Here is a 26,614-nt window from a genome sequence, read left to right as displayed (position 1 = left end):
AAGTGATGAGCGCTGCGATTCGGGCAAAAGCCACTAATGGCGCGTCGATCACCGCGATGATGGGTCGCGTGGGCGCACTAGTGACGTTGGAGCTTCCGGACGACTCGCCGATCCTCGCCCTGCCGTGGATCATCACCTTCGGCCCGCTCGACGACGACGAGGAGTGGGAGCCGGTGGTCTGCGGGCCGTACGAGCGACCGCACGCGCTGGCGCTGGCCGAGTCGGTGGTGGCCGACGAGGAACTGATGGCCGTGGTGGAGCCCCTGCTGCCCCGGGTGTCCGCCGACGAGATCCGGGCCGAGATCGCCGCTGCGCAGATCGCGGCCGAGGACGAGGCGGTCGAGTTGGACGAGGCCACCGTCTACGGCGACTACGAGGACCTCGGCGACGAGGAATTGATCGGGGAGAGCAGTCGCGCGGCGGCGCAGCCACGGCAGCCGCCGGACCCGGCCGAGGTCCGGGCCGGGCTGGCCCGGATCGCCGCGATGCTCACCCGGCCCGCCCGTTAGGTCCTGACCCGGTCAGGCGGCACTCTCGGACGACGCTTCGTAGCGGCTGGCCATTGCGGCGGCACGGTCTCGCAGGGCGGTGCGCAGCCACTGTGGGGCCAGGGCCTCGGCGTTGGTGGCGAGCTGCCACAGCGCCCATTCGGCATGCTCTGCCTCGCTGAAGGTCACCTCCAGCCGTAGCCAGTCGTCCGTGTCGGGTTCCTCGGCACGGACGGCGAGCGCGGTGCGCACCAGGTCCTCCCGCCGCGCCGCTTTCACCCGCACCAGGACGGTGACCGGGTCGCCGCCGGCCAGCAACCGCGCGCAGCGTTCCCGCCAGGCCCGGTCCAGATCGACCTGGTGTGGTCGCTGTGCCGGTTCGGGAAGTTCCTCGGCGGCCAACACCCGGGACAGCCGGTAGGTGCGGTCCGCGCCGGACCTCGTGGCCAGCAGGTAGCCCCGGTCGCGCACGGTGACCATCCCGATCGGGTCCACCGTGCGCCACTGTGGTGCCTGGTCCATGGCCGCGTAGTGGATGCGCAGCTTGTGTCCGGCGAGCACCGCGCGCCGGACCTCGGTCACCACGCTGTCGCGAACCTCCTCGGTGACCAGTCGGTGTGACAGCAGGTCGGTCTCGGGGTCGATGAGCAGTCGCCGGGCCGCGCCGGTCGCGATCTCCCGGTGGCTCTCGGGCAGCGCGTCGACCACCTTGCGCATGGCCGAAGCGAGCGCCGAGCCGAGGCCGAATGCCTGCTCGGCGCGGCGGGACCCGACGATCAGCAAGGCAAGTGCCTCGTCGTGGTTCAGGCCGATGAGCTCGGTCTGGAAACCGGGCAACAACGCGAAACCGCCGCGCCGGCCGCGTTCGGCGTAGACCGGGACGCCGGCCGCGGACAGCGCCTCGATGTCCCGCAACACGGTACGGGTGGATACCTCGAGCTCGCGGGCCAGAGTGGCCGCGGACAGCCGCCCGCGCTGGCGCAGCAGCAGCACCAGCGCGACCAACCGGTCAGCTCGCATCCGGAAACTATCGCAGGAATACACGACACAGGATGTCGTGATTTCCTGACAGGCTTTCGGCATGATCACAACACCAGACACCGGCGCCCGACCGCCTGCCCACCAAAGCGCCATGGCGGTCGACCGTTCTCGTCCGACCCCTGCGGCTGGGTACTCGGCATGACCAGGATGGTGGCCAGCGAGCCGAATGACCTGGGCAGGTACTGGATCGAGCGCGCCAACGCGGGCGACGTCGACGGGTTGGTGGCGTTGTACGAGCCGAACGCCGTACTGGCGTTCCCGCCGGGCAACCTCGCGACCGGACACGCGGAGATCCGCAAGGTGTACGAGCAGCTCGTCGCGGCCGCTCCCGTGTTCGCCCTCGGCAGGCAGCGTCCGGCGCTGGTGGGCGACGACCTGGCACTGACCGCGAGCACCCAGACCACCGGTGAGGTGAGCGTCGAGGTCGCCCGTCGCCAGCCGGACGGGTCATGGCTGTGGGCCGTCGACGAGCCGGCACTCGTGGCGTAGCGGGGCGGTGGTGGGCCGGCCGGACCGAGCCCACCACCGCCGGCGGCGGGTCGGCGACCCGACGCACGCCGGTGCCCCGGAAGCGAACTTCCGGGGCACCGGCACCACCATCCCCTCCACCACAAAGGGGTAGTCGGCCCCAGTCGCCCGTCGGCGCGGAGCGCGACGGACGACCAGGTCGGTTCTGGATTACCCGGTTACCGGCCGGATGAACCACCCTGCCGTGTCGTTCGGCAGCGTCACCTCGCCGTCCTGCTCGGTCAACGGCTCGCTGCCGAGGACCGGAGTCCCGTACCCGCGTACCCCGATCGGGGCCCCGCTGAGGTTGGCCACGCAGGTCAGCCGGTGCCCACCGGCCGGTTCGGTCCGGGCGAAGGCGAGCACGCCCGGCTCGCTGTCCAGCCAGGTCATCCCGGTCGCGTCGGCGGAACCGGACCGGTCCGCCGGCAGCGCGGTGTGCGCGCGGCGCAGCCGCAGCGCCGAGCGGTAGAGCTCCAGGGTCGAGCCCGGTACGCCGGTCTGGCTGGCCACCGAGCGGGCCCGCCAGGTCGGTGGGGCCGGCAGCCAGGACGGTGCGCCGCCGGCCGGACCGAAGCCGTACGGGGGCACGTCGCCATCCCACGGCAGCGGCACCCGGCAGCCGTCCCGGCTCTGTCCGGTACGCAGGAAGGCAGGGTCCTGCCGCAGTTCGTCGGGGAGGTCGAGCACCTCCGGCAGGCCCAGTTCCTCGCCCTGGTAGAGGTAGACGCAGCCGGGCAGCGCGAGCATCAGCAGGGCGGCGGCCCGGGCCCGGCGCAGCCCGAGTGCGCCGTCGCCGTACCGGGTGACGTGCCGTTGCTTGTCGTGGTTGGACAGCACCCAGGTGGTCGGCGCGCCCACGATCGTCGACTCGGCCAACGCGGTGTCGACGACCTTCCGGAACGAGTCGGCCGACCAGGTCGCGTCCAGGAAGTCGAAGTTGAACGCCTGGTGCAGCTCGTCCGGCCCGATGTAGCGGGCCAGCCGTGCCGGGGTCTCGGCCCAGGCCTCGGCGACCGCCATCCGGCCACCGGGATAGCTGTCCAGGATCGGCCGCCAGGCGCGGTAGATGTCGTGCACCTCGTCCTGGTCGAAGTAGGGCAGCCGTCCCCGGCCGAGCAGCTCGACCTGGCGTTGGCCGTCGGCCGAGGTACGCCCGACGTCCGGCAGCCCCGCTTCCTTGATCATCCCGTGTGCCACGTCGATCCGGAAACCGTCGACACCGCGATCGAGCCAGAACCGCAGGATGTCCTCGAACTCGGCCCGGACCTCGGGGTGCCGCCAGTTCAGGTCGGGTTGGGTCGGATCGAACAGATGCAGGTACCACTGGCCGTCGGGTACCCGGCTCCAGGCCGGACCGCCGAAGATCGACTCCCAGTCGTTCGGCGGCAGGTCGCCGGCCGGGCCCCGGCCGTCCTGGAACAGGTAGCGGTCCCGTTGTGCCGACCCCGGCGGGCTGGCCAGCGCCGCCACGAACCAGGGATGCGCGCTGGACGTGTGGTTCGGCACGATGTCGACGATGATCCGCAGGTCCAGGGCATGCGCGTCGGCGATCATCGCGTCGAAGTCGGCGAGGGTCCCGAAGATCGGGTCGACGTCGCGGTAGTCGGCGACGTCGTAGCCACCGTCGATCATCGGGGACCGGTAGAACGGGGTCAGCCAGAGCGCGTCCACGCCGAGGTCACGCAGGTACGGCAGTCGACTTCGGACGCCGGCCAGGTCGCCGATGCCGTCACCGTCGGCGTCGGCGAAACTGCGGACGTAGACCTGGTAGACGACCGCGGACTGCCACCAGTCCTCGGCGGGCCGGGGCGGTTCGGGGTGCACGGTCATGAGGGGGCGTTCCGTTCTTGTCGGGGCGCGGGCGCGAGGGGCATCGGGGCGCGGGCGTGAGTGGCGTTCCCGGGCTGCCGGCAGGGGGTGGGTGGTCGGCCTGGGGCTCAGAGCAGGATGCCGGGGGCAGGCTGCAAGAGTCAAGCAATTCTTGCGCAAGAACTTCCGGTCGCCGTTGCGCGGCCCGGTGCCGGGCCCCGCCCGCGCCGGCGCGGCTCAGACCGGTAGCGCCAGCTCCGACGAGGACCGGGGATCGGCCCCGGACCGGTCGGCCGCCCCGGGTACGACCGCGGTGGATCCCCGGACCACCAGTTCGGGCCGGAAGATGTACTCGGAGTGCGGCGCGGCGTGCCCGTGGATCTCGTCGACCAGCGAGCGTACGGCGGCGACCGCCATGGCCAGCACCGGCTGCCGCATCGTGGTCAGCGGCGGGTCGGTGAACGCCATCAGCGGCGAGTCGTCGTAGCCGACCACGGAGAGGTCCACGGGTACGGAGAGTCCCCGTTGCCGGGCCGCCCGGATCGCCCCCAGCGCCATCAGGTCCGAGCCGCAGACCAGGCCGGTCACGCCGCGGTCGAGCAGTCGGGCGGCGGCGACCTCGCCACCCTCCACCCCGAACAGCGACAGCTCGGCCAGCTCGTCGAGTTCCGCGTCGGGAAGTCCGACGAGCCGTTTCATCGCGGCCTTGTAGCCGGCCACCTTCCGCTGCACGGGGACGAACCGGCCCGGCCCGGTGATCAGGCCGATCCGGCGGTGCCCGAGCGCGACCAGATGGGCCACCGCCAGTTCGCCGGCCTCCCGGTCGTCGCAGGAGACGAAGGGGGCGGGTATGCCCGGCACGTAGCCGTTCACCAGCACGATGGGCAGTGGACGGGCGAGCAGGGTGCGATAGCGCGCCGAGTCGGCGGAGGTGTCGGCGTGCAGGCCGGAGACGAAGACGATTCCGGAGACCTGCCGGTCGAGCAGCATCTCGACGTACTCGTCCTCGGTGACCCCGCCCGGAGTCTGGGTGCACAGCACCGAGGTGTAGCCGGCCTGCGCCAAGCCCGACTCGATCACCTGCGCGAACGCCGGGAAGATCGGGTTCTCCAGCTCCGGCACCACCAGTCCGACCAGGCCGGCGCTGCGCTTGCGGAGTCGGGCGGGCCGCTCGTAACCGAGCACGTCGAGCGCGGTCAGCACGGCCTGTCGGGTCTCCGGGGCCACGCCGGGGCGGTCGTTGAGCACCCGCGACACCGTGGCCTCGCTTACTTCGGCCTGTTGGGCGATGTCGGCTAGTCGTGCACGCATGCGCCGCACTTTAACTTATTCAGCAAGTTCTTGCGTAGCCTGCTGCAAGGTCTTCCATTGGCTGCAACGTCTTGCTAACGTCCCGGCAACACGTGACACCGGTAACACCGCGACAGCGCGCAGACCCGACACGAGCAGACACGACACGAGCAGACACACGGCGCCGAACACTCCGGCACCGAGCACGCAGGACAGCGAACCACGACAGCGACAGCGACAGCGGCGGCGCGGCACCCCCGGCGCCGGTTGACAGACGTAGCACTTTCCCGCCGGTCGGGTAGCCCGCCCCGGGGCCGACCATGACGACAGGAGTTCCGATGCGCATCCGTACCGCGGGTGTGGTCGCCGCGATGGGACTGGCGCTCGCTGGCGCCGGCTGCGGCAGCGATTCGCCCAGTGCCGAGCCGAGCGCCACCGCCGGAGCCGGCGGCAGCCTGATGATCTGGGCCGACGACAAGCGTACGGCCGCCCTCAAGCCACTCGTCGCCAAGTTCGGTCAGGAACTCGGCGTCACCATCGAGGTCCAGGCGGTCTCCGAGGACCTGATGCCGAAGTTCGTCACGGCCTCGCAGGCGGGCAACCCGCCGGACATCATGATCGGCGCGCACGACTGGATCGGCAACCTGGTCCAGAACGGCACGATCGACCCGATCCAGTTGACCGAGGCGCAGCGCGGCGCGTTCGCCGAGATCGCCATCCGGGGCGTCACGTTCAACGGCCAGATCCAGGGCGTGCCGTACGCGGTCGAGAACCTCGCGCTGTTCCGGAACACCGAGCTCGCGCCGAAGACCCCGGCAACGCTGGAGGAACTGGTCGCCACCGGCAAGCAGCTCAAGCAGTCCGGCAAGGCCACCGAGATCCTCTCGATGCCGGTCGGGCAGGTCGGCGACGCGTACCACATGTACCCGCTGTACACCTCGGGCGGCGGCTACCTGTTCGGCACCAAGCCGGACGGCGGCTACGACCCGAAGGACGTCGGGGTGGGCAACCCCGCGTCGATCGCCGCCTTCGAGAAGATCCGGAAGCTCGGTGAGAAGGGCGACGGCGCGCTGAAGCGCTCGATCGGCCACGAGAACGCGCTGTCGCTGTTCACCGGCAAGAAGGCGCCGTTCATGATCAGTGGACCATGGTCGATCGGCGACGTGAAGAAGGCGGGCATCTCCTACGAGATCGAGCCGATCCCCGGCTTCGCGGGTGGTAAGCCGGCCCAGCCGTTCGTCGGGGTCCAGGCGTTCTACGTGGCGTCCAAGGGCAAGAACAAGGCGATCGCCCAGGAGTTCGTGGCCAACTACGTGACCAAGCCGGAACTGGCCAAGGTGCTCTACGACGCCGAGCCCCGCCCACCGGCGCTGACCGCCGCGTTCGACCAGGTCAAGGCGACCGACCCGGACGTCGCGAAGATCATGGACGCCGGCAGGGGCGGCGCGATCATGCCCGCCATCCCGGAAATGGCCAACGTGTGGGATCCGTTCGGCAAGGCCTCCGCCGCGATCGTCGGAGGAGCCGCCGTACCGTCCACGGTCACCGCGGCCGGCAAGTCCATCAAAGACAAAATCAAGTAGTCCGGCGGAGGGTCTGGTCGTGGCCGAGAAGACGGCCACCCTCCCGGAGGATCGTGCTGGCCGGGAAGTCTCCCAGGAGACTCCCCGGCCACCGCGTTCGGTCGGGCTGGGTGGGCAAATCGGAAAGACAACGGCGCTCGCGGTCACCATCGCGCTGGCCGTGTGGGCGGCGATCCCGCTGATCGAGCATCGGATGTGGGTCGGCCTCGCCATCGAGATCGGCGTGGTCGCGGTGGTCTGTCACGTCTACCTGTCGCGCCGCCGGGTGCCGCTGAAGTACCTGCTCCCCGGCACCCTGCTGCTGATCGCCTTCCAGGTGGTGCCGGTGCTCTACACCGTCGGCACCGCGGTCACCAACTTCGGCGACGGGCACCGGGGCAGCAAGGACGAGGCCATCGTCGCGATCCAGACGTCGTCGGTGACCCGGGTGCCGGGCTCGACCGAGTACGCGCTCTCGGTCGCGACCGAGGGCGTACCCGCCACCGACCCGCTGCTGTTCCTGCTCGTCGACCCCGCCGGTGCCACCTTCGTCGGCGACCCGGACGGGCTGCGGCCACTGTCCGGGGCGACCGTCGCCGGTGGGCGGATCACCGCCGCCGAGGGCTACACCCTGCTCAACATCGGCCAGTCCGCCGCCCGGGGCGCCGAGATCACCGCGTTCACGGTGCCCACCGATCGCGGCGCGATCCGGGCCCAGGGCATCTCCGGCGCGTACGAGGGCCAGGCCGGGCAGTTGTACGACGCCGGCTGCGACTGCGTACGGGAAGCCGCCACCGGCAAGGTGTGGCGGGCCGACGACGCCGAGGGCGCCTTCGTGAACGAGGCGGGGGAGCGGCTCGCCCAGGGGTGGCGGGTCAACGTCGGGCTCGCCAACTTCACCCGGATAGTCACCGACCCGACCATCGCCGGCCCGTTCGCCGGCATCCTGGTCTGGAACCTCGCCTTCGCGGCCGCCTCGGCCCTCGGCACGTTCGCGCTCGGGCTGCTCTGTGCGCTGGCACTGCACTCGCCCGGACTGCGGGGCCGCCGGATCTACCAGGTCCTGCTCATCCTGCCGTACGCGATGCCGTCGTTCGCGATGCTGCTGATCTGGCGGGACATCTTCAACACCGACTTCGGACTGCTCAACCGGATGCTCGACCTGGACGTCGACTGGTTCGGCGGCACCTGGTCGGCCCGGCTCGCGGTGATCCTGGTCCAACTGTGGCTCGGCTACCCGTACATGTTCCTGGTCGCCACCGGAGCGTTGCAGGCGATTCCGAAGGAGGTGGGCGAGGCCGCCGCGATGGACGGGGCCGGGCCGTGGCAGCGGTTCCGCCGCGTCACCCTACCGCTGCTGCTGGTCGCGCTCTCCCCGCTGCTGATCTCGTCGTTCGCGTTCAACTTCAACAACTTCACCGCCGTCTACCTGACGACCGAGGGAGCGCCGTTCCCGGCCGACAACTCGAGTGCCGGCGGAACGGACCTGCTGATCACGTACATGTTCCGGCTGGCCTTCGACGCCCAGGGTGCCCAGTACGGCTTCGCCGCCGCCATCTCCGTGGTCATCTTCACCATCGTCGCGATCATCTCGGCGATCACCTTCCGCCGCACCCGCGCCCAGGAAGAGGTGTACTCATGAGCGAGCGCCGCGAGGTGACGGCATGACCTGGGTAAAGAATGTCGGTTGGCGGCATCTGGTCGGGGTCGGCGCCGTCGTCTTCTCCCTCTTCCCGATCGTCTTCGTGGTCTCGGCGGCGCTGAACCCGCTCGGCACGCTCTCCTCCAGCGAGCTGCTGCCGACCGGGTTCACCACGCAGAACTTCCTCGACCTGTTCGGAAAGCACGCCTTCGCCCGGTGGTACGGCAACTCGCTGCTCATCGCCGGCCTGGCGTCCGGGGCGGCGGTGTTCATCTCGATGCTGGCCGCGTACGCGTTCAGCCGGATGCGGTTCCGGGGCCGCCGGGTGGGCCTGCTGTCCCTGCTGATGATCCAGATGTTCCCGCAGTTCCTGGCGATCGTGACGATCTACCTGATGTTCACCACGATCACCGAGTACTGGCCGGCGATCGGGTTCAACACCGCCTGGGGCCTGATCGTGCTCTACCTCGGTGGTGCGCTCGGGGTGAACACCTGGCTGATGAAGGGCTTCTTCGACACCGTGCCGAAGGAACTCGACGAGTCGGCCACGATGGACGGCGCGTCACACGCCCAGGCGTTCTTCCGGATCATCCTGCCCCTGGTCGTCCCGATCATCGCGGTCACCGGACTGCTCGTCTTCATCGCCACCATCAACGAGTTCCTCCTGGCCAACGTGTTCCTGACCGACACCAACGCCAAGACCCTGCCGGTCGGGCTCTACGGGCTGCTCGGCGGGGAGTCCCGGAACGTCAACTTCGGGGTCTTCTGCGCCGGCTCGCTGCTCACCGCGATCCCGACGGTGCTGGTCTTCCAGTTCCTCCAGCGGTACATCGTGAGCGGGTTGACGGCCGGTTCGGTGAAGGGATGAGCATGCTCGGCCTGCCGCACCACGACGGCTCGGCCCGGTACGTCCCCCACCAGGCTCCCGGGCTGGGCGAGACGTGTCCGGTGTTCGTCCGTACCTCGGCGTCCGTCCGGACCGTCCGGATCCGGTCGGTCGCCGACGGCGAACCCCGGTACGGCACGGCCGTCCTCGACCGGGAGGCCGGCGGCGTCCGGTGGTGGCGGGCCGAGGTCGAGGTACGCAACCCGGTGACGAACTACCGCTTCCTGGTCGAGGACGGGCCGACCGGCGGCGGGCAGCGGTGGCTCAACGCGCGGGGCGTCTTCTCCTACGACGTACCGGACAACACCGACTTCAAGCTGGTGGCGTACGACCCGCCGCCGGAGTGGGCCCGGGACGCGGTGGTCTACCAGATCTTCCCGGACCGGTTCGCCCGCTCGGCCGGAGCCGCCGGGCGGGACCTGCCGGACTGGGCCATCCCGTGCGACTGGGACCGGACGCCGGTGATCGGCCGTGGCCCCGAGACGCCGTACCAGTTCTACGGCGGCGACCTGGACGGGATCACCGAGCGGCTGGACCACCTGGACCGGCTCGGGGTGAACACCGTCTACCTGACCCCGATCTTCCCGGCCCGCTCCAACCACCGGTACGACGCCGCCGGCTTCGACCGGGTCGATCCGCTGCTCGGCGGCGACGCCGCGCTGGCCCGGCTCGCCGACGCCGTACACGGCCGGGGATGGCGGCTGCTCGGCGACATCACCAGCAACCACACCGGCGACAGCCACCAGTGGTTCGTCGACGCGATCTCCGACGTCGGCTCCCCGGAGCGGGAGATGTACTACTTCGACGACGGCGGGGACTACGAATCGTGGCTCGGCGTGAAGTCGCTGCCGAAGCTGAACTGGGGCAGCGCCGAGTTGCGGCGACGGTTCCACACCGGTCCGGACTCGGTGCTGGTCCGCTGGCTGCGCCCGCCGTACGGACTGGACGGCTGGCGGGTGGACGTGGCCAACATGACCGGTCGACGCGGGCGGGACGCGTACACCGTTGAGGTGGCGGCGGCGCTGCGCCGGGCGGTGACCGACGCCCGGCCGGACGGGTTGGTCGTCGGCGAGCACGGGCACGACTTCACCGGTGACCTGGACGCCGACGGCTGGCAGGGCACGATGAACTACGCCGGCTTCCTCCGTCCGGTCTGGAACTGGCTGCGCTGTGCCGAGGTGGAACTGCCGGACTTCCTCGGCGTACCGGACGGGGTGCCGAGGCGGGACGGGCCGGAGGTGCTGGCCACGATGCGGGCGTTCGGCTCGCTGGTCTCCTGGCGGGCGCTGACCGCGTCGTGGCTGCTGCTCGGGTCGCACGACTCGGCCCGGATCCGGACGGTGGTCGGCGACGCCGCCCGGCAGGAGGTCGCGGTCGGGCTGCTCTGCACCCTGCCGGGTACGCCGATGATCTTCGCCGGTGACGAGCTCGGACTGACCGGACGCAACGGCGAGGACTCGCGTACCCCGATGCCCTGGCGGCGGCCGGAGACCTGGGACCGGAGCACGTTCGACCGGTACCGGGCCCTGATCGCACTGCGCCGGAGCGAGCCGGCGCTGCGGCACGGCGGCCTGCGCTGGGCGTACGCCGACGCGGACAGCCTGGTCTTCCTGCGCGAGGGGCCGTCCGGCGCGCTGCTGGTGCTCGCCCGCCGTGCGTCCGTCGGACCGCTGCGCCTGGTCGGGCCGGCGCCCGAGGCGGGCGGTGTCGAGGCCGTCAACCTGTACGGCGGGGCGCCCGACCTCCGCCCGGATCCGGGCGGTGGGCTGACCCTGCCCGGGGACGGTCCCACCTTCCAGGTGTGGCGGGTGTCCTGAGTATCCGGTCGGTCGGGTCCATTCGGCCCGTCGGCGCTGGTCGGGTGCGTCGGTCCGCCGGGACCGCCTCCGGTCAGGGTGCCTGGGGGCCGAGCACCTCGCGCATCCGGTTGATCTCGACGGCCTGTTCGAAGGCGATGTTCCGGGCCAGCTCCCGGATCTGCGGGTCCACTCCGGCGGTGAGCACGGCCTGGGCCATCTGGATGGCGCCCTGGTGGTGTGCGCTCATCATCTCGATGAACATCCGGTCGAACGCCGTCCCGGTCGCCGCGGTCAGCGCGGCGATCGCCGCCGGGCTCTGCATGCCGTGCATCGTGTGGTGCTCGTGGCCGGACTCCACGTCGGGGCTGAGATTCCGGTCCCGCAGCCAGCTCCGCAGCACCTCGACCTCGGGCTGCTGACTGGCCCTGATCCGGTCGGCGACCGAGATGACCCCGGTGCCGCCGGCCCGGTTCGGCACCAGAGCCGCCATCTGCAGGGCCTGCTCGTGGTGCGGGACCATCATCCGCACGAACAGGACGTCGGCGGCGTTGTGCCGGGGCCCGGACTGGGGAGTGAGCTGGTTCGGCTGGACCACGTCGGCCGATTCGCCGGGTCGGCCGGGGCGGATGACCGGCACGGTCGGCCCGGCCGGGCTGGGCGCGGTGCTGGGTGTCGTCGTACTTCCCGTGGGACCGGGGCCGGGCCGGGCGGTCGGTTTCTCGTCCGTCGGGCCCACCACGAGGGCGATGCCGATGGCCAGCACCACCGCCGCCGACTCCACGAGCGCGACGAGCGCGATGGCGGGCCAACGGTCGCCCGATTTTCCGTTCCTGGCCAACACCACTGCGTGACTCCCGTCCGCCGCCGGCCGGTCGCGGCGTAGCCGGGGCTTTGCGCCCGGGACCGGTGTGTCAGCCACGGGGTTGGCCGATGGTAGCCCGCCCGAACGGAGCCGTGGAAGCTTCGGCGCGTGGCGGGCCGGTCGAGGTCAGAGCGGGTAGCTCGGTGCGACGACAAGATCGCCCCGGGTCGTCGACCAACACGCCGACGGCTCGACTCAGGACTCCCGCCGCTCCGGGTGTCGCTTCGGTGTCAGCCGGCGGTGCGGCTCCGGGCGTCGAGCATCGCCCGTAAGCCGCTCAGGTAGGTCTTGCGGTCCGGTCCCGCGGCGAGGAGTCGTTGCAGGGCGAAGCCCTGGACCAGGCCGAGGAGGACGGCGCCTACCGCCTCGGGATCGGCGTCCGGGGGCAGCTCACCGGCCTGTTGGGCCCGCCGGGCAAGGGTGACGAGCCGGGACCGGAACCCGCCGTACATCCGCGCGACGAAGTCGGCCAGCTCGGGATCGCGGAGCGACTCGGCCCAGACCTGTACGGCGAGCGGGAAGACACCGTCCTGGCCGATCTGGGTCTCGACGAATCCAAGGGCCTGCTCCACCGCGTCGACCAGCGGCGGCGGGGGCTCCGCGGCGTCGATGGCCGCGAAGAGGTCGTCCGCGCCGTCGAGGACCGATTCGGCGATCGAGGTGACCAGCTCGTGCTTGCTTCTGAAGTAGCGGTAGACCGCGCCCACCGACAGGCCGGCCTCGCCGATCACGTCCTGCATCGATGTGGCGTGGAACCCGTTGCGCAGGAAGCAGCGGCGGGCGGCGTCGAGGATCTGCTGCCGTCGGGCGGCGAGGTGTTCGTCGGAGACACGTGGCACGCCGCACATTGTAAAACGAACGCTCGTTCTTGACGCAGACAACGACGGAGAGGAATCTGGGCTAAGAGAACGAGTATTCGTTTTATAGAGGGAGTCGGGAAGATGAGTCGACCGTCCGTCCCACCGGGGCCACCCCGCTCCGGGCGCCCCCGCCCGCCGTACGCCGTCGCCGTACTGGTCGCCCTCGGGGTGGTGCTGCTGCAATCGCTCCTCGTACCGCTGTTCGCCGGTCCGGCGGCGAACCTGGAGCCGCGTGACCTGCCCGTCGTCGTCGCCGGGCCGACCCCGGCCACCGACCCGCTGGTCCGACAACTGACCGCCTCCGCACCCGGCGCCTTCGAGGTGCTCCGGTTGCCGGACGGTACGGCGGCCGACCAGGCGCTACGCGACCGCGACGCGTACGCCGCGTTCGTGATCGGCCCGGACGGACCGGAGCTGCACATCGCCAGCGGGGCCGGCCCGGCGGTGGCGGCGCTGCTCACCCAGTCCGCCGGGCAGCTCGCCGGCGGCCAGCCTCCTCGGGTCGTCGACGTCGTCCCCGCCGACCCGGACGACCCCCGGGGCGGCGGCTTCGCGGGCGGATTCCTGCCGCTGGCGCTGACCAGCATGGCGGCCGGGGTGCTGCTGGCGCTCCTGGTCCCCAACCGGATCGCCCGGCTGGCCGGCCTGGTCAGCTTCGGCCTGCTGGCCGGACTCGCCGGGCCGGCGGTGCTGCAGGGCTGGCTCGGCGTGCTCCCCGGCGACCCCGTGGCGGTCGGGATCGCCATCGGGCTGATCGGACTGGCCATCGCGGCCACCCTGACCGGGCTCGGGGCGGCGCTGGGCCGAGCGGGCCTGGCCCTCGGCGCGGTACTGGTCTTCCTGGTCGGCAACCCGCTGTCCGCGGTCACCGCGGCACCGGAACTGCTGCCCCAGCCGTGGGGGACGGTCGGCCAGTGGCTACCGGTCGGTGCCGGCGGCACCCTGCTCCGCTCGACCGCGTTCTTCGACGGCGCCGGATCCGCGACGTCGCTGCTGATCCTCGTCGGCTACGCCGTCGCCGGTCTGCTCCTGGTGAGCGTCGGGCGGGCCCGGCTGCCCGGCCCCGGATCCGGGCCGGCGGCCGGCGGTACGGCGAGCGACGCCGGGAACGCCGAGGTAGTCGCCAGCCGCGGTTGACCCCGCTCGCCGGGCCACGGCGGCAGCAGCGTCGGTCGCCGTGGCCCGGCGGTGGCGGCCCGGCCGGGGGCGACGGCGCGCCGCCGATGGGGCAGGATGTCGGCCGTGGAACCTCTGCGGCTGATACTCCTCTACGCGCATCTGATCGGGTTCGCACTGCTGCTGGGTGGCGCGGTCACCCAGTACGTCACCGGGCGGTTGCGGATCAATGCCCTGATGCTCTGGGGCGCCGGCATCCAGGTGCTGACCGGGATCGGGCTCTCCGCGCCGCTGCGCGACGGCGACGAACCGGCGCCGGCCAAGCTCGCCACCAAACTCGTGATCGGTCTAATGATCTTCGTGATGGTGTTCTTCTCCCGCAAGCGGGAGTCGGTCAACCGTGGTCACTTCATGGGGATCATCGTGCTGACCCTGGCCAACGCCGCGGTCGCGGTCTTCTGGCGCTGACGCCCTTCGCCGGCTGCCCGTAGCGGCTCGCCGCCGCCCGGCTCGTCGCGAGCGCCCGGAATGGTGGAAACGGGGCGCTTCGTGATTCGACGTCGGGCATCGGGCGGGTTAACAAGTGATGTCGCACACCCCGAAGTTACGTAAGGGTAACGGGCGTTCAACAGTCAGGCACGATTGTCGGCCGGTGGACAGGCGCGGGCGTACGCTCCCGTCCGTAACGTGGGACGCCGGCGGCAAACGCGCAGGCCGGCTTGGGACTGCCACCGCGGTGGCGGTGTGCAATGGGAAGGGAGACCGTCTTGCGCTCTGTGCGTGGGATGCGGATCGTTTCGGTATTCGCGGTGGGTGGGCTCGCGCTGGGCGCCGCCGCGTGTGGCGAGGCTCCGGACGAGAGCAACGAAGGCGGCACCGCGGCCGAGAAGTACACCGCTTGCATGGTGACCGACGTCGGTGGCATCGACGACAAGTCGTTCAACACTTCGGCCTGGGCCGGTCTGCAGGCGGCCAAGGCGGCGAACCCCAATATCGACATCAAGAACACCTCCTCCAAGGCAGAGGCCGACTACGAGCCGAACCTGACCCAGTACGTCAACCAGAAGTGCAACTTCATCCTCGCCGTCGGCGGGCTGATGAGCGGCGCCACCTCGAAGATCGCCAAGGCGAACCCGGAGCAGCAGTTCGGGATCGTCGACTCGAAGCTGCCGGAGAGCAACGTCTTCCCGATGCAGTTCGACACCGCGCAGGCGGCCTTCCTGGCCGGCTACCTGGCGGCCGGGATGAGCAAGAGCGGCACCGTCGCCACGTACGGCGGTGAGAAGATCCCGCCGGTGACCATCTTCATGGACGGTTTCGTCGACGGCGTGGCCCAGTACAACAAGGCCAAGGGCAAGAACGTGAAGGCCCTCGGCTGGGACAAGGCCAGCCAGAACGGCTCGTTCACCAACAGCTTCGTCAAGCAGGACGAGGGCAAGAAGGTCAGCGACGCGCTGGTCGCACAGGGCGCCGACATCATCATGCCGGTCGCCGGTGGCGCCGGTCTGGGTACCACCGCCGCGGCGCAGGCCTCCGCCGGCAAGTACTCGGCGATCTGGGTGGACACCGACGGCTGCCAGAGCACCCCGAACTGCCCCGCCCTGGTCACCACCGTCGTCAAGAACATCTCGGACGCCGTCCGGGACGCGGTCGTCACGGCGGCCAAGGGCGACAAGCTGGCGCACGACCCCGGCTACCTCGGCACCCTGGCCAACAACGGCGTCTCGCTGGCTCCGTACCACGAGTTCGACAGCAAGGTGCCGGCCGAGCTGAAGGCCGAGGTCGACAAGCTCAAGAGCGACATCGCCGCCGGTACGGTCACCGTCACCTCCGCCGCACAGCCGAAGTAGCACCGGATCGGCCGTCCCGACACCGCTTCGGGACGGCCGGACGGACGGGCGACGTCGACGAAATCGGTCGTCCCGACCCCGCGGGGACGTTTTTCCGCGACGCTCGGGGCGGCCGGTTTTCACGCCGACCCAGCGGCCGAACGGCCCGCCGCGATCACCGGACAGACCCCTGTCGACCCGATCCACCAGGCAGTAGGCTGCACCATCCGCCCGCACTCCCAGGAGGTTGCGCTGAGACTCGAACTGCGCGGCATCACCAAGCGGTTCGGTGAACTGGTCGCCAACGACCACATCGACCTGACGGTGGAGCCCGGAGAGATTCATGCGCTGCTCGGCGAGAACGGCGCGGGCAAGTCGACCCTGATGAACGTGCTGTACGGGCTGTTGCAGCCCGACGAGGGGGAGATCCTGGTCGACGGGGCGCCGCTGCGGGCCGCCGGCCCCGGCGACGCCATCGCCGCCGGCATCGGCATGGTGCACCAGCACTTCATGCTCGTACCCGTCTTCACCGTCGCCGAGAACGTGATGCTCGGTGCCGAGCAGGTCCGGGGCGGTATCGCCGGCTTCCTGGACCGGCGGCGGGCCCGGCGCCAGGTGACCGAGGTGTCCACCCGCTACAACCTGCGGGTCGACCCGGACGCGGTGGTCGAGGACCTGCCGGTCGGCGTGCAGCAGCGGGTCGAGATCGTCAAGGCGCTGACCCGGGACGTGGACCTGCTCATCCTGGACGAGCCGACCGCCGTACTGACTCCGCAGGAGACCGAGGAACTGCTCGCGGTCATGCGGTCCCTGAAGGAGTCCGGCAAGTCGATCGTGTTCATCACGCACAAGCTCAAGGAAGTGAAGGCGATCGCCGACCGGATCACCGTGATCCGCCGGGGCCGGACCGTCGGTACGGCCAGCCCCGACGCCAGCGAGGACGACCTGGCCGCGCTGATGGTCGGGCGCACCGTGAACCTGCTGATCTCCAAGGCTCCCGCCGAACCGGGCGAGCCGGTACTGGAGATCGAGGGCCTCGTCGTCGACGACGAGCGGGGCGTACGGGCGGTCGACGGGGTCGATCTGACGGTGCGGGCCGGAGAGGTGCTGGGCATCGCCGGCGTACAGGGCAACGGTCAGACGGAACTCATCGAGGCGTTGATGGGCCTGCGTCCGATGCTCAGCGGGTCGGTCTCGGTGGCCGGCCAGCGCGTGAACGGCTGGTCGACCAAGCGGGTGCTGCGGGCCGGCGTCGGCTACGTCCCCGAGGACCGCAGCGTCGACGGGCTGGTCAAGGAGTTCAGCGTCGCGGAGAACCTGGTGCTGGACATCTACGACCAGCCGCCCTTCGGGTCCGGCCTGGTGCTGCGGCCGGACGCGATCACCGCCTCGGCCCGGGAACGGATTCCCGAGTTCGACGTACGCACCTCGTCGGCGGAGGCGACCGTGGGCACGCTCTCCGGCGGCAACCAGCAAAAGGTGATCATCGCCCGGGAGATGTCCCGACCGCTGAAGCTATTCGTGGCCGCCCAGCCCACCCGGGGCGTGGACGTCGGCTCGATCGAGTTCATCCACCGCCGGATCATCCACGAGCGGGACATCGGCACCGCCGTACTGCTCGTCTCCAGTGAACTGGACGAGGTGATCGGGCTGGCCGACCGGATCGCGGTGATGTACCGGGGCCGGATCCTGGGGCTGGTCGGGCCGGACACCCCACGCGAGGAGATCGGGCTGCTGATGGCCGGCATCACCGGTGCGACGTCCGCCGAGGACAAGCGCGGCGAGGAGGCGACGTGACCGACGACAACCTGCCCGGATCCCCGTCCCCGTCTCCCTCTCCGGACAAGGACCCGGCCGGCGAGCCGACCCGAACCGAGACGATCAGCACCGTCGGCGGCACCGGTCCCGGCGAGTCGACCGGCACCGGCACGTCGACCGGCACCGACACGCCCACCGGCACCGACACGTCCAGCGGTGCGGACCAGCCGGTCGCCGGGGCGGGCGGGGCGAAGCCGGAATCCGGCGGTACCCCGTCGGGCGACGGTGGCGCGGGGCTGACCGACCGCGACGGTGGCGGACCGCTGCTGCTCCGGCTCTTCGTCCGTAACCTGTGGTCGGCCAACACCGTCACGGTCACGGTGCTCGCGATCGTGCTGGCGAGCCTGATCGGCGCGGTGCTGATCATCGTCTCCGATCCGGACGTGCTCGCCACCTACGGGTACATCACCGCCAAGCCGACCGACGCGCTCAACTCCAGTTGGGCGGTGGTCAGCGACGCGTACGCGAACCTGTTCAAGGGCGCGGTCGTCGACCCGGCCGCGGTGAGCGGGTGGATCAACGGAACCAACGGGTGGCAGCCGGTCTTCGCACCGATCTCGGAGACGCTGACCTACACCACCCCACTGGTCTTCACCGGTCTGGCGGTCTCCCTGGCCTTCCGGGGCGGCCTGTTCAACATCGGTGCGCAGGGTCAGGCGACCCTCGGGGTGATCCTGGCCGCGCTGGCCGGCTTCCTGCTCCCGCTGCCGCCGGTGCTGCACCTGATCGTGGCGATCCTCGCCGGAGCGGTCGGCGGGGGTGTCTGGGGCTTCGTGCCAGGCATCCTGAAGGCCCGGACCGGCGCACACGAGGTGATCACCACGATCATGCTCAACTACGTCGCGATCTCCTTCCTGGCCTGGATCATCGTGCAGGGCGGCGTACACGACCCCGAGCGCACCGACTCGATCAGCCGGCCGGTCGACTCCTCGGCCCAACTTCCCCGGCTGCTCGGCAGCGACCTGCGGGTACACCTCGGCATCCTGCTCGCGGTGCTGGTCACCTGGGGCGTCGCCTGGCTGCTCAACCGCTCCACCTTCGGCTTCGAGCTGCGAGCCGTCGGTGCCAACCCCGACGCCGCCCGGACCGCCGGGATCAGTGTCGGTCGGACGTACACCCTGGTCATGGTGATCGCGGGCGCGTTGTCCGGCCTCGGCGGTGCGAACATGGTGCTCGGCACCACGGCCACCGCGCTCACCCCGCTGGTGATCGCCCAGATCGGGTTCGACGGCATCCTGGTGGCGCTGCTCGGCCGGGTGAAACCGTGGGGAGTCGCGCTGGCCGCCCTGCTCTTCGGCGCGCTACAGGCCGGTGGCAACCGGATGCAGTCGTACGCCAGCATCTCGCTGGAGTTGGTCACGGTGTTGCAGGCGCTGATCGTCATCTTCATCGCCGCACCGGCACTGGTGAAGGCGATCTTCGGGCTCCGGGCCGCCCGGGCCGCCCGGCTGGGGACGAGCATGGCGAAGGGCTGGTAGACCAGATGTCCACCATGGTTGTCGAGGACGTCGCGGTCGTCGTACGACAGGGTTTCTGGACCCGGGACCGCAGGGTCGGTGTCGGCGCGCTGCTGCTCGGGCTGCTCGCGGCGGCGTTCTTCGGGGCGCTCGCCACCGGCGCGGACGCGCGGTTCACGCTCAGCGAGGACGCCGGCGGCGCGGCACTGGCCATCAACGGCACCGTCGGGGCGATCCTGTTCGGGCTGGTCGCGGCGGCCGCCGGAGCGGTCCTGCTGACCGGCCGGCTCGCCCGCCGCTGGTTCGTCCCGCTGCTCGGGGTGGCGGTGGTCGGGGTCGTGCTCTCCTTCCTCTGCTGGCAGGTGTCGGCGGCGCCGGACGGGCAGAACTTCATGCCGCTGGTCAACATCATCCGAGGCACCTTCATCCTCGCCCTACCACTGATCTTCGGCGCTCTCGCCGGGGTGCTCTGCGAGCGGTCCGGTGTGGTGAACGTCGCGATCGAGGGGCAACTGCTGATGGGCGCCTTCTTCGGCGCCCTGGTCGGCACGCTCGCCGCCAGCGCCTGGATCGGGCTGGTCGCGGCGGCCTTCGGCGGGGCGCTGATCTCGCTGCTGCTCGCGGTCTTCACCATCCGCTACCTGGTCGACCAGGTGGTGATGGGGATCGTGCTCAACCTGCTCGCGCTCGGACTGACCGGGTTCCTCTACGAGCGGCTGATGCAGACCGACGCGGCGAAGTACAACCAGCCGCCCCGGTTCGAGGCGTGGCCGATCCCGGTGCTCTCCGACATCCCGGTGCTCGGCCCGGCGCTGTTCCGGGGCAACATCTTCCTGTACCTGGCGCTGATCCTGGTGCTGGTCATCCACGTCGCGCTGTTCCGGACCCGGTGGGGACTGCGGACCCGTGCCGTGGGTGAACACCCGACCGCCGCCGACACCCTCGGGGTCAAGGTCCTCGCGGTGCGCTACCGGAATGTGCTGCTCGCCGGGATGGTGGCCGGGGTGGGCGGCGCGTCCTACACGCTGGCGCTGTACACGTTCAGCAAGAACATGATCGGTGGAAAGGGCTTCATCGCGCTGGCGGCGCTGATCTTCGGGCGGTGGAGTCCCACCGGTGCGCTGTTGGCCGCGCTCTTCTTCGGGTTCGCCGACCAGCTCGGCACCTATCTCAGCGCGATCAACAGCAGCATCCCGAGCGAGTTCCTGGCGATGCTGCCGTACCTCGCCACGCTGCTGGCCGTGGCCGGCCTCGTCGGCAAGGTACGCGCGCCGGCCGCCGACGGTAAGCCCTACATCAAGGGCTGACCAGCGGCGGGGCAGGATGGGGGCGTGACGATGGAAATTGACTGGGCTGGTCTGCGGGCCGCCGCGACCGACGCGATGCGCCACGCGTACGCGCCATACTCGAACTTTCCGGTCGGAGCGGCGGCACTGGTCGACGACGGTCGGGTGGTGGTCGGCTGCAACGTGGAGAACGCGTCGTACGGCGTGACGCTCTGCGCGGAGTGTGGGCTGGTCTCGGCGCTGCACGCGTCCGGTGGCGGGAAGCTGGTCGCGATGTCGTGCGTCGGCGCCACCGGTGAGCCGTTGATGCCGTGCGGGCGCTGCCGGCAACTGCTCTGGGAGCACGGCGGGCCGGAGATGCTGGTCGAGGCGGATCCCGTCGCGCTGCGGATGGCCGAGCTGCTGCCGCACGCGTTCGGACCGGACGACCTGGAGGCGATCGCCGGTACGACGAAGCTGCCGGCGGTACCCGAGGAACTCGCCGTCTGGCGGGGGCGGGGGACGGTGTTCCTGCACCCTGACGTGTCGGGCGGGCAGCAGGTGTGGACCGGGTACTGGGAGAAGTCCGCCGGAGACTCGGACGGTGCGCCGACGGGCGTACTGGAGGAGGCGCCGACCTGGGCCGATCCGGCGGATGCGGTGACCTGGGGACAGGCCCGTACGCCTCGGGTGGTGGTGGTCGACGCGGCCGGGTCGATTTTCTGGGCTGGTGAGGGTGAGCCGCCGTTGGAGATTCCGCTTCGGTGGGAGGGCTGAGGGTTCTGCCCATGTCCGTCGTGGGCGGGGCCTGTGGTGGGTTCGGCGTGCGCGGGGGTTGCCGGGGCCTGCCGTGCCCGGCTCCGGGCGGTCAGGCTTGATCCCTGCGCCGGGCACGGCAGGCCCCGGCCTTGCGTGGTGCCGGCCGTCGGTCGGTGCGGTGTCGTGGGTACAACCGTGAGGAAGAGGAAGTCTGTGAGTGGGTTCGCCGCGATCGACGTGATCCGGACCAAGCGGGATGGCGGGGTGCTCTCCGACGAGCAGATCGACTGGGTGGTCGACGGGTACACCCGGGGGCGGGTCGCCGACGAGCAGATGTCGGCGCTGGCGATGGCGATCCTGCTGCGCGGGATGAACCCGGGGGAGATCGCCCGGTGGACGGCCGCGATGATCGCCAGCGGGGACCGGCTGGACCTGTCCGGGATACGTCGGCCGACCGTCGACAAGCACTCGACGGGCGGCGTCGGTGACAAGATCACGCTTCCGTTGACTCCGCTGGTGGCGGCGTGTGGGGCCGCCGTACCGCAGCTCTCCGGGCGGGGGCTGGGGCACACCGGGGGGACCCTGGACAAGCTGGAGTCGATCCCGGGGTGGCGGGCGGCACTGTCGGGCGACGAGTTCATCGCGCAGTTGGGTGAGGTCGGTGCGGTGATCTGTGCGGCGGGTGAGCGGCTGGCACCGGCCGACCGCAAGCTGTACGCGCTGCGCGACGTCACCGGCACGGTGGAGGCGATTCCGCTGATCGCCAGTTCGATCATGAGCAAGAAGATCGCCGAGGGTACCGGGGCGCTGGTGCTGGACGTGAAGGTCGGTTCGGGCGCGTTCATGAAGTCGGAGGCGGACGCCCGGGAGCTGGCTCGGACCATGGTGGAGTTGGGCGGTGCGCACGGGGTACGGACGGTGGCCCTGCTCACCGACATGTCCACGCCGCTCGGCCTGACCGTCGGCAACGCGGTCGAGGTCGCCGAGTCGGTCGAGGTGCTGGCCGGCGGCGGCCCCGCCGACGTGGTGGAGCTGACCCTCGCGTTGGCCCGGGAGATGCTCACCGCGGCCGGGTTGCCGGACGCCGATCCGGAGCGGGCGCTCCGGGACGGCCGGGCCATGGACGTCTGGCGGGCCATGGTGAGCGCCCAGGGAGGAGATCCGGACGCCCCGGCGCCGGTCGCCCCGGAGGTGGAGGTCGTCCGGGCCGAACGGGACGGCTTCGTCTCGGGCATCGACGCGTACGCCATCGGCGTGGCGGCGTGGCGGCTCGGCGCGGGCCGGGCCCGCAAGGAAGACCCGGTCAGTGCCCCGGCCGGCGTGGTGCTGCACCGGAAGCCGGGAGATCAGGTCCGGGCCGGCGACCCGCTCTACGAGCTCCGTGCCGAGGACCCGGAGCGGATCCCGGCGGCCCGGTCCAGCGCCGCCGACGCGGTGTCGATCTCGACTGACCGTCCTTCCGTACCGGCGTTGGTGATCGACCGGATCGAGTAGGCGATGCCGTCGGGGGCGTACGACGGCTCGGGTTGGTCGGCGGGCAGGTCGGACGTCATGGTGTGCGGGCTCGTAACCGGCTATTCTGCGTCGCCGGGGGGAAACCACGGGTGCTGGGTCGAGTCGACCGAGCATCACCCGTGCTCGTGGGCGCCTGGTGCGTCCGAGGCGACTGCGACGCGACGGGAAACAAGGCTGTGACCGTACCCGCTCCCGACCCTCAGGCGGTCCGCGCCCTCAACCTGGACGAACTGGGCCGGTTGGGGTTGCCAGTGCCCCCGGCCCAGTTTCCGCTGGTCTGGGAGCCGGGCGACACCGTCGAGTTGCGCCCGACCGCCGAGATCGAGGCCCGTACCGCCGTACTGCACCTGGTGCTGGCGCGGTGTTTCGGGATGCCGCCCCAGGCGGGGATGAGCTGGCTGCTCGGCTCGCACCTGGTCGAGGCGGTCACTCCGCCGGAGTGGCAGTTCGTGATGGGGAGTGGGGGCGACCACCGGTCGTTCGTGCTCCACCACGACGCGGTGTTCGCGTTGGCCTGGGTGCTCGGGCTGAGTCGGCACCTCGATCCGACGGCGCCGAGCGACGACCGGCTGATGGAACAGTTGCCCAACCTGCCGGCGGGAGAGACCTTCTCCGCCTGGCGCTCGCGTACCCTCGCGGCGCCCCGGGACGCGGCGGAGGTCGCCGCCGTTCTCGACTTCTACTACTGCCTGGACTGGGGTTACCTGGAGGCGGAACGCGAGGGAATGCGGCTGCCCGGGTTGATCGACAGCAATGCGATCGGTCAGCGGCGCTGGGCTTTGGAGTGGGCGGTGGTCTTCCGGGGGCCGTTCCACGACGCGCCGGCTGGGTGGGAGGAGATCGATCTGTCCACCTGAGACCTGCGGGACCGCTTGGTTCGGTCTAGCGGGGACGGTGGGCGGTTACTCGTACTGCGGCGGTGACCGGGATTGGCTCGGGGAGTGCGTCGATCCGTTCGTCGCGGCGGGCGGCGTCGGTGTGCCAGGCGCTGGGGCCCATGCCGACCAGGGTGCGGACCTCGCCCCGGGTGAGTCGGAGCGTCCGGCGGTGCACTGTGGTGTCCGTTGCGGTGAAGTGCTCGGCCAGGCTGCCGGCGACCCGGGCCTCCTTCGCCGGGTCCACCCGGAGCAGGCCGAGCCGTTCGACGAGTTCGCCGAGGTGGTCGGCGTCCGGGGTGACCACCAGCAGCGCGCCGTCCGGTCGCAGTACCCGGCGGAACTCTCCACCGTTGCGCGGGGCGAAGACGTTGAGCAGCAGGCCGGCGGCCCCGTCGACCAGCGGCAGCCCCTGCCAGGTGTCGCAGAGCGCCGCCCCGGCCCGGGGATGGGCCCGGGCCGCCCGGCGCAGCGCCGGCTTCGACACGTCCAGGGCCAGCCCGGTGGCTCCGGGCAGGGCGTCGAGCACCGCGCCGAGGTGTCGGCCGGTGCCGGCTCCGGCGTCCACCACCAGTTCCGGGTACGTCGCCGGCCCGTCCCCGGCCGACGCCGTGGCGAGCCGGGCGAGCGCGGTCGAGATGAGGTCGTAGTGGCCGGCGCCGAGGAATTCGTCCCGGGCGGCCACCATCGCCGGCGTGTCTCCGGAGTGCGGGACCCGGCCCGTCGTCAGATTGACGTAGCCCTGCCGGGCCAGGTCGAAGTTGTGGCCGACCGGGCAGCGTAGTGCGGATGTCGCCGGGGTCCTGTCCATGGCCGGCCGCCCGGTCGGTACCTCGGCCAGCGGGCGGGTACAGACCGGGCAGCGGAGGCGACGGAGGATCTCGGCGAGCACCTGGCCACGATAGTGGGCGGCGGTGGGCAGCCGGTGGGGCTCAGCCGCGTTGCGGCGTGGTCGGGTCAGCCGCGTTCGAGCGGGGCGCGGGGGAGCCAGCGGTCGAGCCGGGCCGGCAGCCACCACGCCCGGGGCCCGAGTACCCCCATCGCCGCCGGCAGGATGAGGCAGCGGATGACGAGCGCGTCGAGCAGGATCGCCACCGCGAGTCCCAGGCCGAACTGCTGGAGCATCCGGTCCGGACTGAGCAGGAAGGCGCCGAAGACCACGATCATGATGGCCGCCGCGGCGGTCACCACCCGGCCGGTGCTGGCCAGGCCCTCCCGGACGGCCAGCGCGGCGTCCCGGTCGCGTTCCCACTCCTCGTGCATCCTGGCCAGCAGGAACACCTCGTAGTCCATCGAGAGGCCGAACACGATCGCGAAGATCATCACTGGCACGTACGCCTCGATCGGGCCGGGTTGGACGCCCAGTGCGCCGTGCTGGAAGACCGCGGTGATCACGCCCATCGACGCCGCGACGCTGAGCAGGTTCAGCACCGCGGCCTTGACCGGGATGAGCAGCGAGCGGAACACCACCATCAGGAGCAGCGCGGAGAGCCCGACCACGATCGCGACGAACAGCGGCAGCCGGCCGGCGACGGCGTCGGCGAAGTCCTCCGCTGCCGCGGTGGAGCCACCGACCAGGAACGTCGCGCCGGTGTCCCGGGCCACCGGGGGCAGCACCTCCTGCCGGAGCCGGGTGACCAGCTCGGCGGTCTCGGCGGCCTGCGGTTTGGTGTCCGGGAAGACGATCATCGTCGACAGGTCCGCCGACACCGGGACGGGTGGCACGGCGGTGGCCACCCCCGGGGTGCTTGCCAGGGTTCGGTGCGCGGCCTCGGCCGCCGGCTGGCCGCCCTCCACGACCACCACCAGCGGACCGTTGAACCCGGGGCCGAAGCCCTCGGCCAGCAGGTCGTACGCCTGGCGGCTGGTTTTCGCCGCGGAGTCGTTGCCGGCGTCGGCGAAGCCCAGCCGGAGGTCCAGCGCGGGAGCGGCGAGGGCGAGCAGCGCGGCGACCGGAATCAGCAGGGCCGGCCAGCGGTGCCGCCGCACCAGCGTCGCCCAGCGACGCCAGGCGGTCCCCTCGGCGGCCCGGTCCGGCCGCTCGGCCCGGCGCCGTACGGCCCGTTCGACGCGGTGACCGAGCATTCCGAGCAGGGCGGGCAGCAGGGTCAGCGACGCGAGCATGGTGGCCAGCACGGTGAGCGCGATCGCGACGGCGACGCCCTGTAGCGAGCCGAGGCCGAGGGTGACCAGCCCGAGCAGTGCGATGATCACGGTGCAACCGGCGAACAGGACGGTCCGGCCGGCGGTGTCCATCGCCCGGCGGGTGGCCGCCTCGGGCTCGGCGCCGGCGATCAGTTCGGCCCGGAACCGGGAGAAGACCAGCAGCGCGTAGTCGATGCCGACACCCAGTCCGACCAGGATCATCAACGGCACGGTGAAATCGGCCACGGTCGCCACGTGTGAGGCGATCGTGATCAGCCCGATCGCGGCGCCGACGGCGAAGATCGCGATCACCAGCGGAAGGCTCGCGGCGAGCAGCGACCGGAACAGCAGCACCAGGATGATCAGCGCGGCGAGCATGCCGATGCCCTCCGCGGGCCCGCCCTCGTCCTCCTGGACCTCGCGGACCGGGTCGCCGCCCACCTCGACCCGCAGATCGCCCTCCTGGGCCGCCAGGGCGGTGTCGACGAGCTCCCGGACGGCTTCGGCCGGCACCTCCTCGGTCGTCCCGTCCAGGGTGACCGTGGCGTAGCCGATCGTCCCGTCGCGGGAGATCGCGCCCTCGTCCTCGTACGGGCTGCGGACGTCCGCCACGTGCGGCAGCGCGCCGATCCGGTCCAGCAGTCCGTCCACCCGGGTCCGGGTCGGTGCCGGGGTCAGCCCGGCGGGGTCGGAGAGCACGACCTGCACGGTCTCGCCGGCTCGGGCCGGGGCCCGTTCCCGGAGCGTGTCCAGGGTCCGTTGCGACTCCGTACCCGGCAGCGAGAAGTCGTTGCGGTACGCGTCGCCGACGCCCTGGGCCGCGACCGTGACGGCCCCGAGCACCACGACCCAGAGCACCAGTGCCCAGCGCCGGTGCCGGTACGACCAGCCGGCGAGCCGTTCGAACCCGCTGGGTCGCGTCGTGGTGCGGGGTGGGTGTAACTCCACCATGGCTGTCCGTCCTCCAGAGCCGTTCCTGGGTCGTGACCGGCGCGCTAGGCGCGGCCACGACCGTTTCCGGGCCGAGGCTAGGAAGAACGGACACTTCGCCGGAACACCCGGCGGGGCGATCCGGGCGTACCCCCG

General features: G+C 71.2%; 22 protein-coding genes. 15 read left to right on the top strand and 7 right to left on the bottom strand.

Annotated features, from left to right (window positions below; all coding sequences use genetic code 11):
- The first annotated feature begins 68 nt into the window (after positions 1-68).
- The gene (locus ACFP2T_RS02325; protein ID WP_377416711.1) at positions 69-509 is read left to right on the top strand and encodes a hypothetical protein; all 441 of its coding nucleotides are present in this window, start codon (positions 69-71) and stop codon (positions 507-509) included.
- Between the two features lie 12 nt (positions 510-521).
- Here ACFP2T_RS02325 and ACFP2T_RS02320 read toward each other — a convergent pair whose 3' ends face one another.
- Positions 522-1,508, bottom strand: a complete 987-nt coding sequence (locus ACFP2T_RS02320; protein WP_377416709.1) for a helix-turn-helix transcriptional regulator — start codon at positions 1,506-1,508, stop codon at positions 522-524.
- A gap of 159 nt (positions 1,509-1,667) precedes the next feature.
- Here ACFP2T_RS02320 and ACFP2T_RS02315 point away from each other — a divergent pair, with 159 nt between their 5' ends.
- The gene (locus ACFP2T_RS02315) at positions 1,668-2,018 is read left to right on the top strand and encodes a YybH family protein (protein WP_377416707.1); all 351 of its coding nucleotides are present in this window, start codon (positions 1,668-1,670) and stop codon (positions 2,016-2,018) included.
- 189 nt (positions 2,019-2,207) lie between these two features.
- Here ACFP2T_RS02315 and ACFP2T_RS02310 read toward each other — a convergent pair whose 3' ends face one another.
- Positions 2,208-3,869 (bottom strand): glycoside hydrolase family 13 protein, encoded by a 1,662-nt coding sequence (locus tag ACFP2T_RS02310; RefSeq protein WP_377416705.1) that lies wholly within the window; start codon positions 3,867-3,869, stop codon positions 2,208-2,210.
- A 216-nt stretch (positions 3,870-4,085) separates the two neighbouring features.
- On the bottom strand, positions 4,086-5,159 hold the full coding sequence (locus tag ACFP2T_RS02305; RefSeq protein ID WP_377416703.1) for a LacI family DNA-binding transcriptional regulator: 1,074 nt from the start codon (positions 5,157-5,159) through the stop codon (positions 4,086-4,088).
- 317 nt (positions 5,160-5,476) lie between these two features.
- Here ACFP2T_RS02305 and ACFP2T_RS02300 point away from each other — a divergent pair, with 317 nt between their 5' ends.
- Genes ACFP2T_RS02300 through ACFP2T_RS02285 form a run of 4 tightly spaced genes read left to right on the top strand, consistent with a single transcriptional unit; the run spans position 5,477 to position 11,045 of the window.
- A complete protein-coding gene (locus tag ACFP2T_RS02300) occupies positions 5,477-6,721 on the top strand; it encodes a sugar ABC transporter substrate-binding protein (RefSeq protein ID WP_377416701.1) in 1,245 nt (414 codons plus the stop codon).
- 19 nt (positions 6,722-6,740) lie between these two features.
- The gene (locus ACFP2T_RS02295; RefSeq protein WP_377416699.1) at positions 6,741-8,342 is read left to right on the top strand and encodes an ABC transporter permease subunit; all 1,602 of its coding nucleotides are present in this window, start codon (positions 6,741-6,743) and stop codon (positions 8,340-8,342) included.
- 22 nt (positions 8,343-8,364) lie between these two features.
- On the top strand, positions 8,365-9,210 hold the full coding sequence (locus ACFP2T_RS02290) for a sugar ABC transporter permease (RefSeq protein WP_377416697.1): 846 nt from the start codon (positions 8,365-8,367) through the stop codon (positions 9,208-9,210).
- Positions 9,207-11,045: a glycoside hydrolase family 13 protein gene (locus ACFP2T_RS02285; RefSeq protein ID WP_377416695.1), complete on the top strand. Its 1,839-nt coding sequence runs from the start codon at positions 9,207-9,209 to the stop codon at positions 11,043-11,045. Before ACFP2T_RS02290 ends, ACFP2T_RS02285 begins: the two co-directional genes overlap by 4 nt.
- Positions 11,046-11,118: 73 nt before the next feature.
- Here ACFP2T_RS02285 and ACFP2T_RS02280 read toward each other — a convergent pair whose 3' ends face one another.
- Together ACFP2T_RS02280 and ACFP2T_RS02275 are read right to left on the bottom strand one after the other, a co-directional pair.
- On the bottom strand, positions 11,119-11,946 hold the full coding sequence (locus ACFP2T_RS02280; RefSeq protein ID WP_377416693.1) for a DUF305 domain-containing protein: 828 nt from the start codon (positions 11,944-11,946) through the stop codon (positions 11,119-11,121).
- 173 nt (positions 11,947-12,119) lie between these two features.
- Positions 12,120-12,728, bottom strand: coding sequence for a TetR/AcrR family transcriptional regulator (locus ACFP2T_RS02275; RefSeq protein ID WP_377416691.1), 609 nt, complete (start codon positions 12,726-12,728; stop codon positions 12,120-12,122).
- Positions 12,729-12,830: 102 nt separating this feature from the next.
- On the opposite strand from ACFP2T_RS02275, the gene ACFP2T_RS02270 reads away from it, so the two are divergent.
- The 9 genes from ACFP2T_RS02270 to ACFP2T_RS02230 all read left to right on the top strand — a co-directional run bounded on the left by ACFP2T_RS02270 (position 12,831) and on the right by ACFP2T_RS02230 (position 23,365).
- On the top strand, positions 12,831-13,886 hold the full coding sequence (locus ACFP2T_RS02270) for an ABC transporter permease (protein ID WP_377416689.1): 1,056 nt from the start codon (positions 12,831-12,833) through the stop codon (positions 13,884-13,886).
- Between the two features lie 105 nt (positions 13,887-13,991).
- The gene (locus ACFP2T_RS02265; protein WP_377416687.1) at positions 13,992-14,333 is read left to right on the top strand and encodes a hypothetical protein; all 342 of its coding nucleotides are present in this window, start codon (positions 13,992-13,994) and stop codon (positions 14,331-14,333) included.
- Between the two features lie 317 nt (positions 14,334-14,650).
- A complete protein-coding gene (locus tag ACFP2T_RS02260) occupies positions 14,651-15,715 on the top strand; it encodes a BMP family lipoprotein (protein ID WP_377417845.1) in 1,065 nt (354 codons plus the stop codon).
- A 180-nt stretch (positions 15,716-15,895) separates the two neighbouring features.
- Positions 15,896-17,491 (top strand): ABC transporter ATP-binding protein, encoded by a 1,596-nt coding sequence (locus ACFP2T_RS02255; RefSeq protein WP_377417843.1) that lies wholly within the window; start codon positions 15,896-15,898, stop codon positions 17,489-17,491.
- Positions 17,492-17,748: 257 nt separating this feature from the next.
- Positions 17,749-18,990, top strand: coding sequence for an ABC transporter permease (locus tag ACFP2T_RS02250; protein WP_377417841.1), 1,242 nt, complete (start codon positions 17,749-17,751; stop codon positions 18,988-18,990).
- Positions 18,991-18,995: 5 nt separating this feature from the next.
- The gene (locus ACFP2T_RS02245) at positions 18,996-20,276 is read left to right on the top strand and encodes an ABC transporter permease (RefSeq protein WP_377416685.1); all 1,281 of its coding nucleotides are present in this window, start codon (positions 18,996-18,998) and stop codon (positions 20,274-20,276) included.
- A gap of 30 nt (positions 20,277-20,306) precedes the next feature.
- Positions 20,307-21,011: a cytidine deaminase gene (locus ACFP2T_RS02240; RefSeq protein ID WP_377417839.1), complete on the top strand. Its 705-nt coding sequence runs from the start codon at positions 20,307-20,309 to the stop codon at positions 21,009-21,011.
- Positions 21,012-21,206: 195 nt separating this feature from the next.
- Positions 21,207-22,487, top strand: a complete 1,281-nt coding sequence (locus ACFP2T_RS02235) for a thymidine phosphorylase (protein ID WP_377416683.1) — start codon at positions 21,207-21,209, stop codon at positions 22,485-22,487.
- A gap of 197 nt (positions 22,488-22,684) precedes the next feature.
- On the top strand, positions 22,685-23,365 hold the full coding sequence (locus ACFP2T_RS02230; RefSeq protein ID WP_377416681.1) for a DUF4272 domain-containing protein: 681 nt from the start codon (positions 22,685-22,687) through the stop codon (positions 23,363-23,365).
- A gap of 25 nt (positions 23,366-23,390) precedes the next feature.
- Here the strand turns inward: ACFP2T_RS02230 and ACFP2T_RS02225 are convergent, their stop codons facing one another.
- A complete protein-coding gene (locus tag ACFP2T_RS02225; protein WP_377416679.1) occupies positions 23,391-24,275 on the bottom strand; it encodes a putative RNA methyltransferase in 885 nt (294 codons plus the stop codon).
- A gap of 65 nt (positions 24,276-24,340) precedes the next feature.
- On the bottom strand, positions 24,341-26,479 hold the full coding sequence (locus tag ACFP2T_RS02220) for an MMPL family transporter (protein WP_377416677.1): 2,139 nt from the start codon (positions 26,477-26,479) through the stop codon (positions 24,341-24,343).
- Between the last annotated feature and the right edge of the window lie 135 nt (positions 26,480-26,614).

This window comes from Plantactinospora solaniradicis (genome assembly GCF_042658085.1).
Taxonomy (GTDB): Bacteria; Actinomycetota; Actinomycetes; order Mycobacteriales; family Micromonosporaceae; genus Plantactinospora; species Plantactinospora solaniradicis.
Note: the sequence above shows the minus strand (reverse complement) of the source record. Positions and strands in the feature narration are given on the sequence as shown.

Coding starts and splice junctions, on each gene's coding strand:
- ACFP2T_RS02320 (WP_377416709.1), bottom strand. CDS start 1,508: ATGCGAGCTGACCGGTTGGTCGCGCTGGTGCTGCTGCTGCGCCAGCGC.
- ACFP2T_RS02315 (WP_377416707.1), top strand. CDS start 1,668: ATGACCAGGATGGTGGCCAGCGAGCCGAATGACCTGGGCAGGTACTGG.
- ACFP2T_RS02310 (WP_377416705.1), bottom strand. CDS start 3,869: ATGACCGTGCACCCCGAACCGCCCCGGCCCGCCGAGGACTGGTGGCAG.
- ACFP2T_RS02305 (WP_377416703.1), bottom strand. CDS start 5,159: ATGCGTGCACGACTAGCCGACATCGCCCAACAGGCCGAAGTAAGCGAG.
- ACFP2T_RS02300 (WP_377416701.1), top strand. CDS start 5,477: ATGCGCATCCGTACCGCGGGTGTGGTCGCCGCGATGGGACTGGCGCTC.
- ACFP2T_RS02290 (WP_377416697.1), top strand. CDS start 8,365: ATGACCTGGGTAAAGAATGTCGGTTGGCGGCATCTGGTCGGGGTCGGC.
- ACFP2T_RS02285 (WP_377416695.1), top strand. CDS start 9,207: ATGAGCATGCTCGGCCTGCCGCACCACGACGGCTCGGCCCGGTACGTC.
- ACFP2T_RS02270 (WP_377416689.1), top strand. CDS start 12,831: ATGAGTCGACCGTCCGTCCCACCGGGGCCACCCCGCTCCGGGCGCCCC.
- ACFP2T_RS02260 (WP_377417845.1), top strand. CDS start 14,651: ATGCGGATCGTTTCGGTATTCGCGGTGGGTGGGCTCGCGCTGGGCGCC.
- ACFP2T_RS02245 (WP_377416685.1), top strand. CDS start 18,996: ATGTCCACCATGGTTGTCGAGGACGTCGCGGTCGTCGTACGACAGGGT.
- ACFP2T_RS02240 (WP_377417839.1), top strand. CDS start 20,307: ATGGAAATTGACTGGGCTGGTCTGCGGGCCGCCGCGACCGACGCGATG.
- ACFP2T_RS02220 (WP_377416677.1), bottom strand. CDS start 26,479: ATGGTGGAGTTACACCCACCCCGCACCACGACGCGACCCAGCGGGTTC.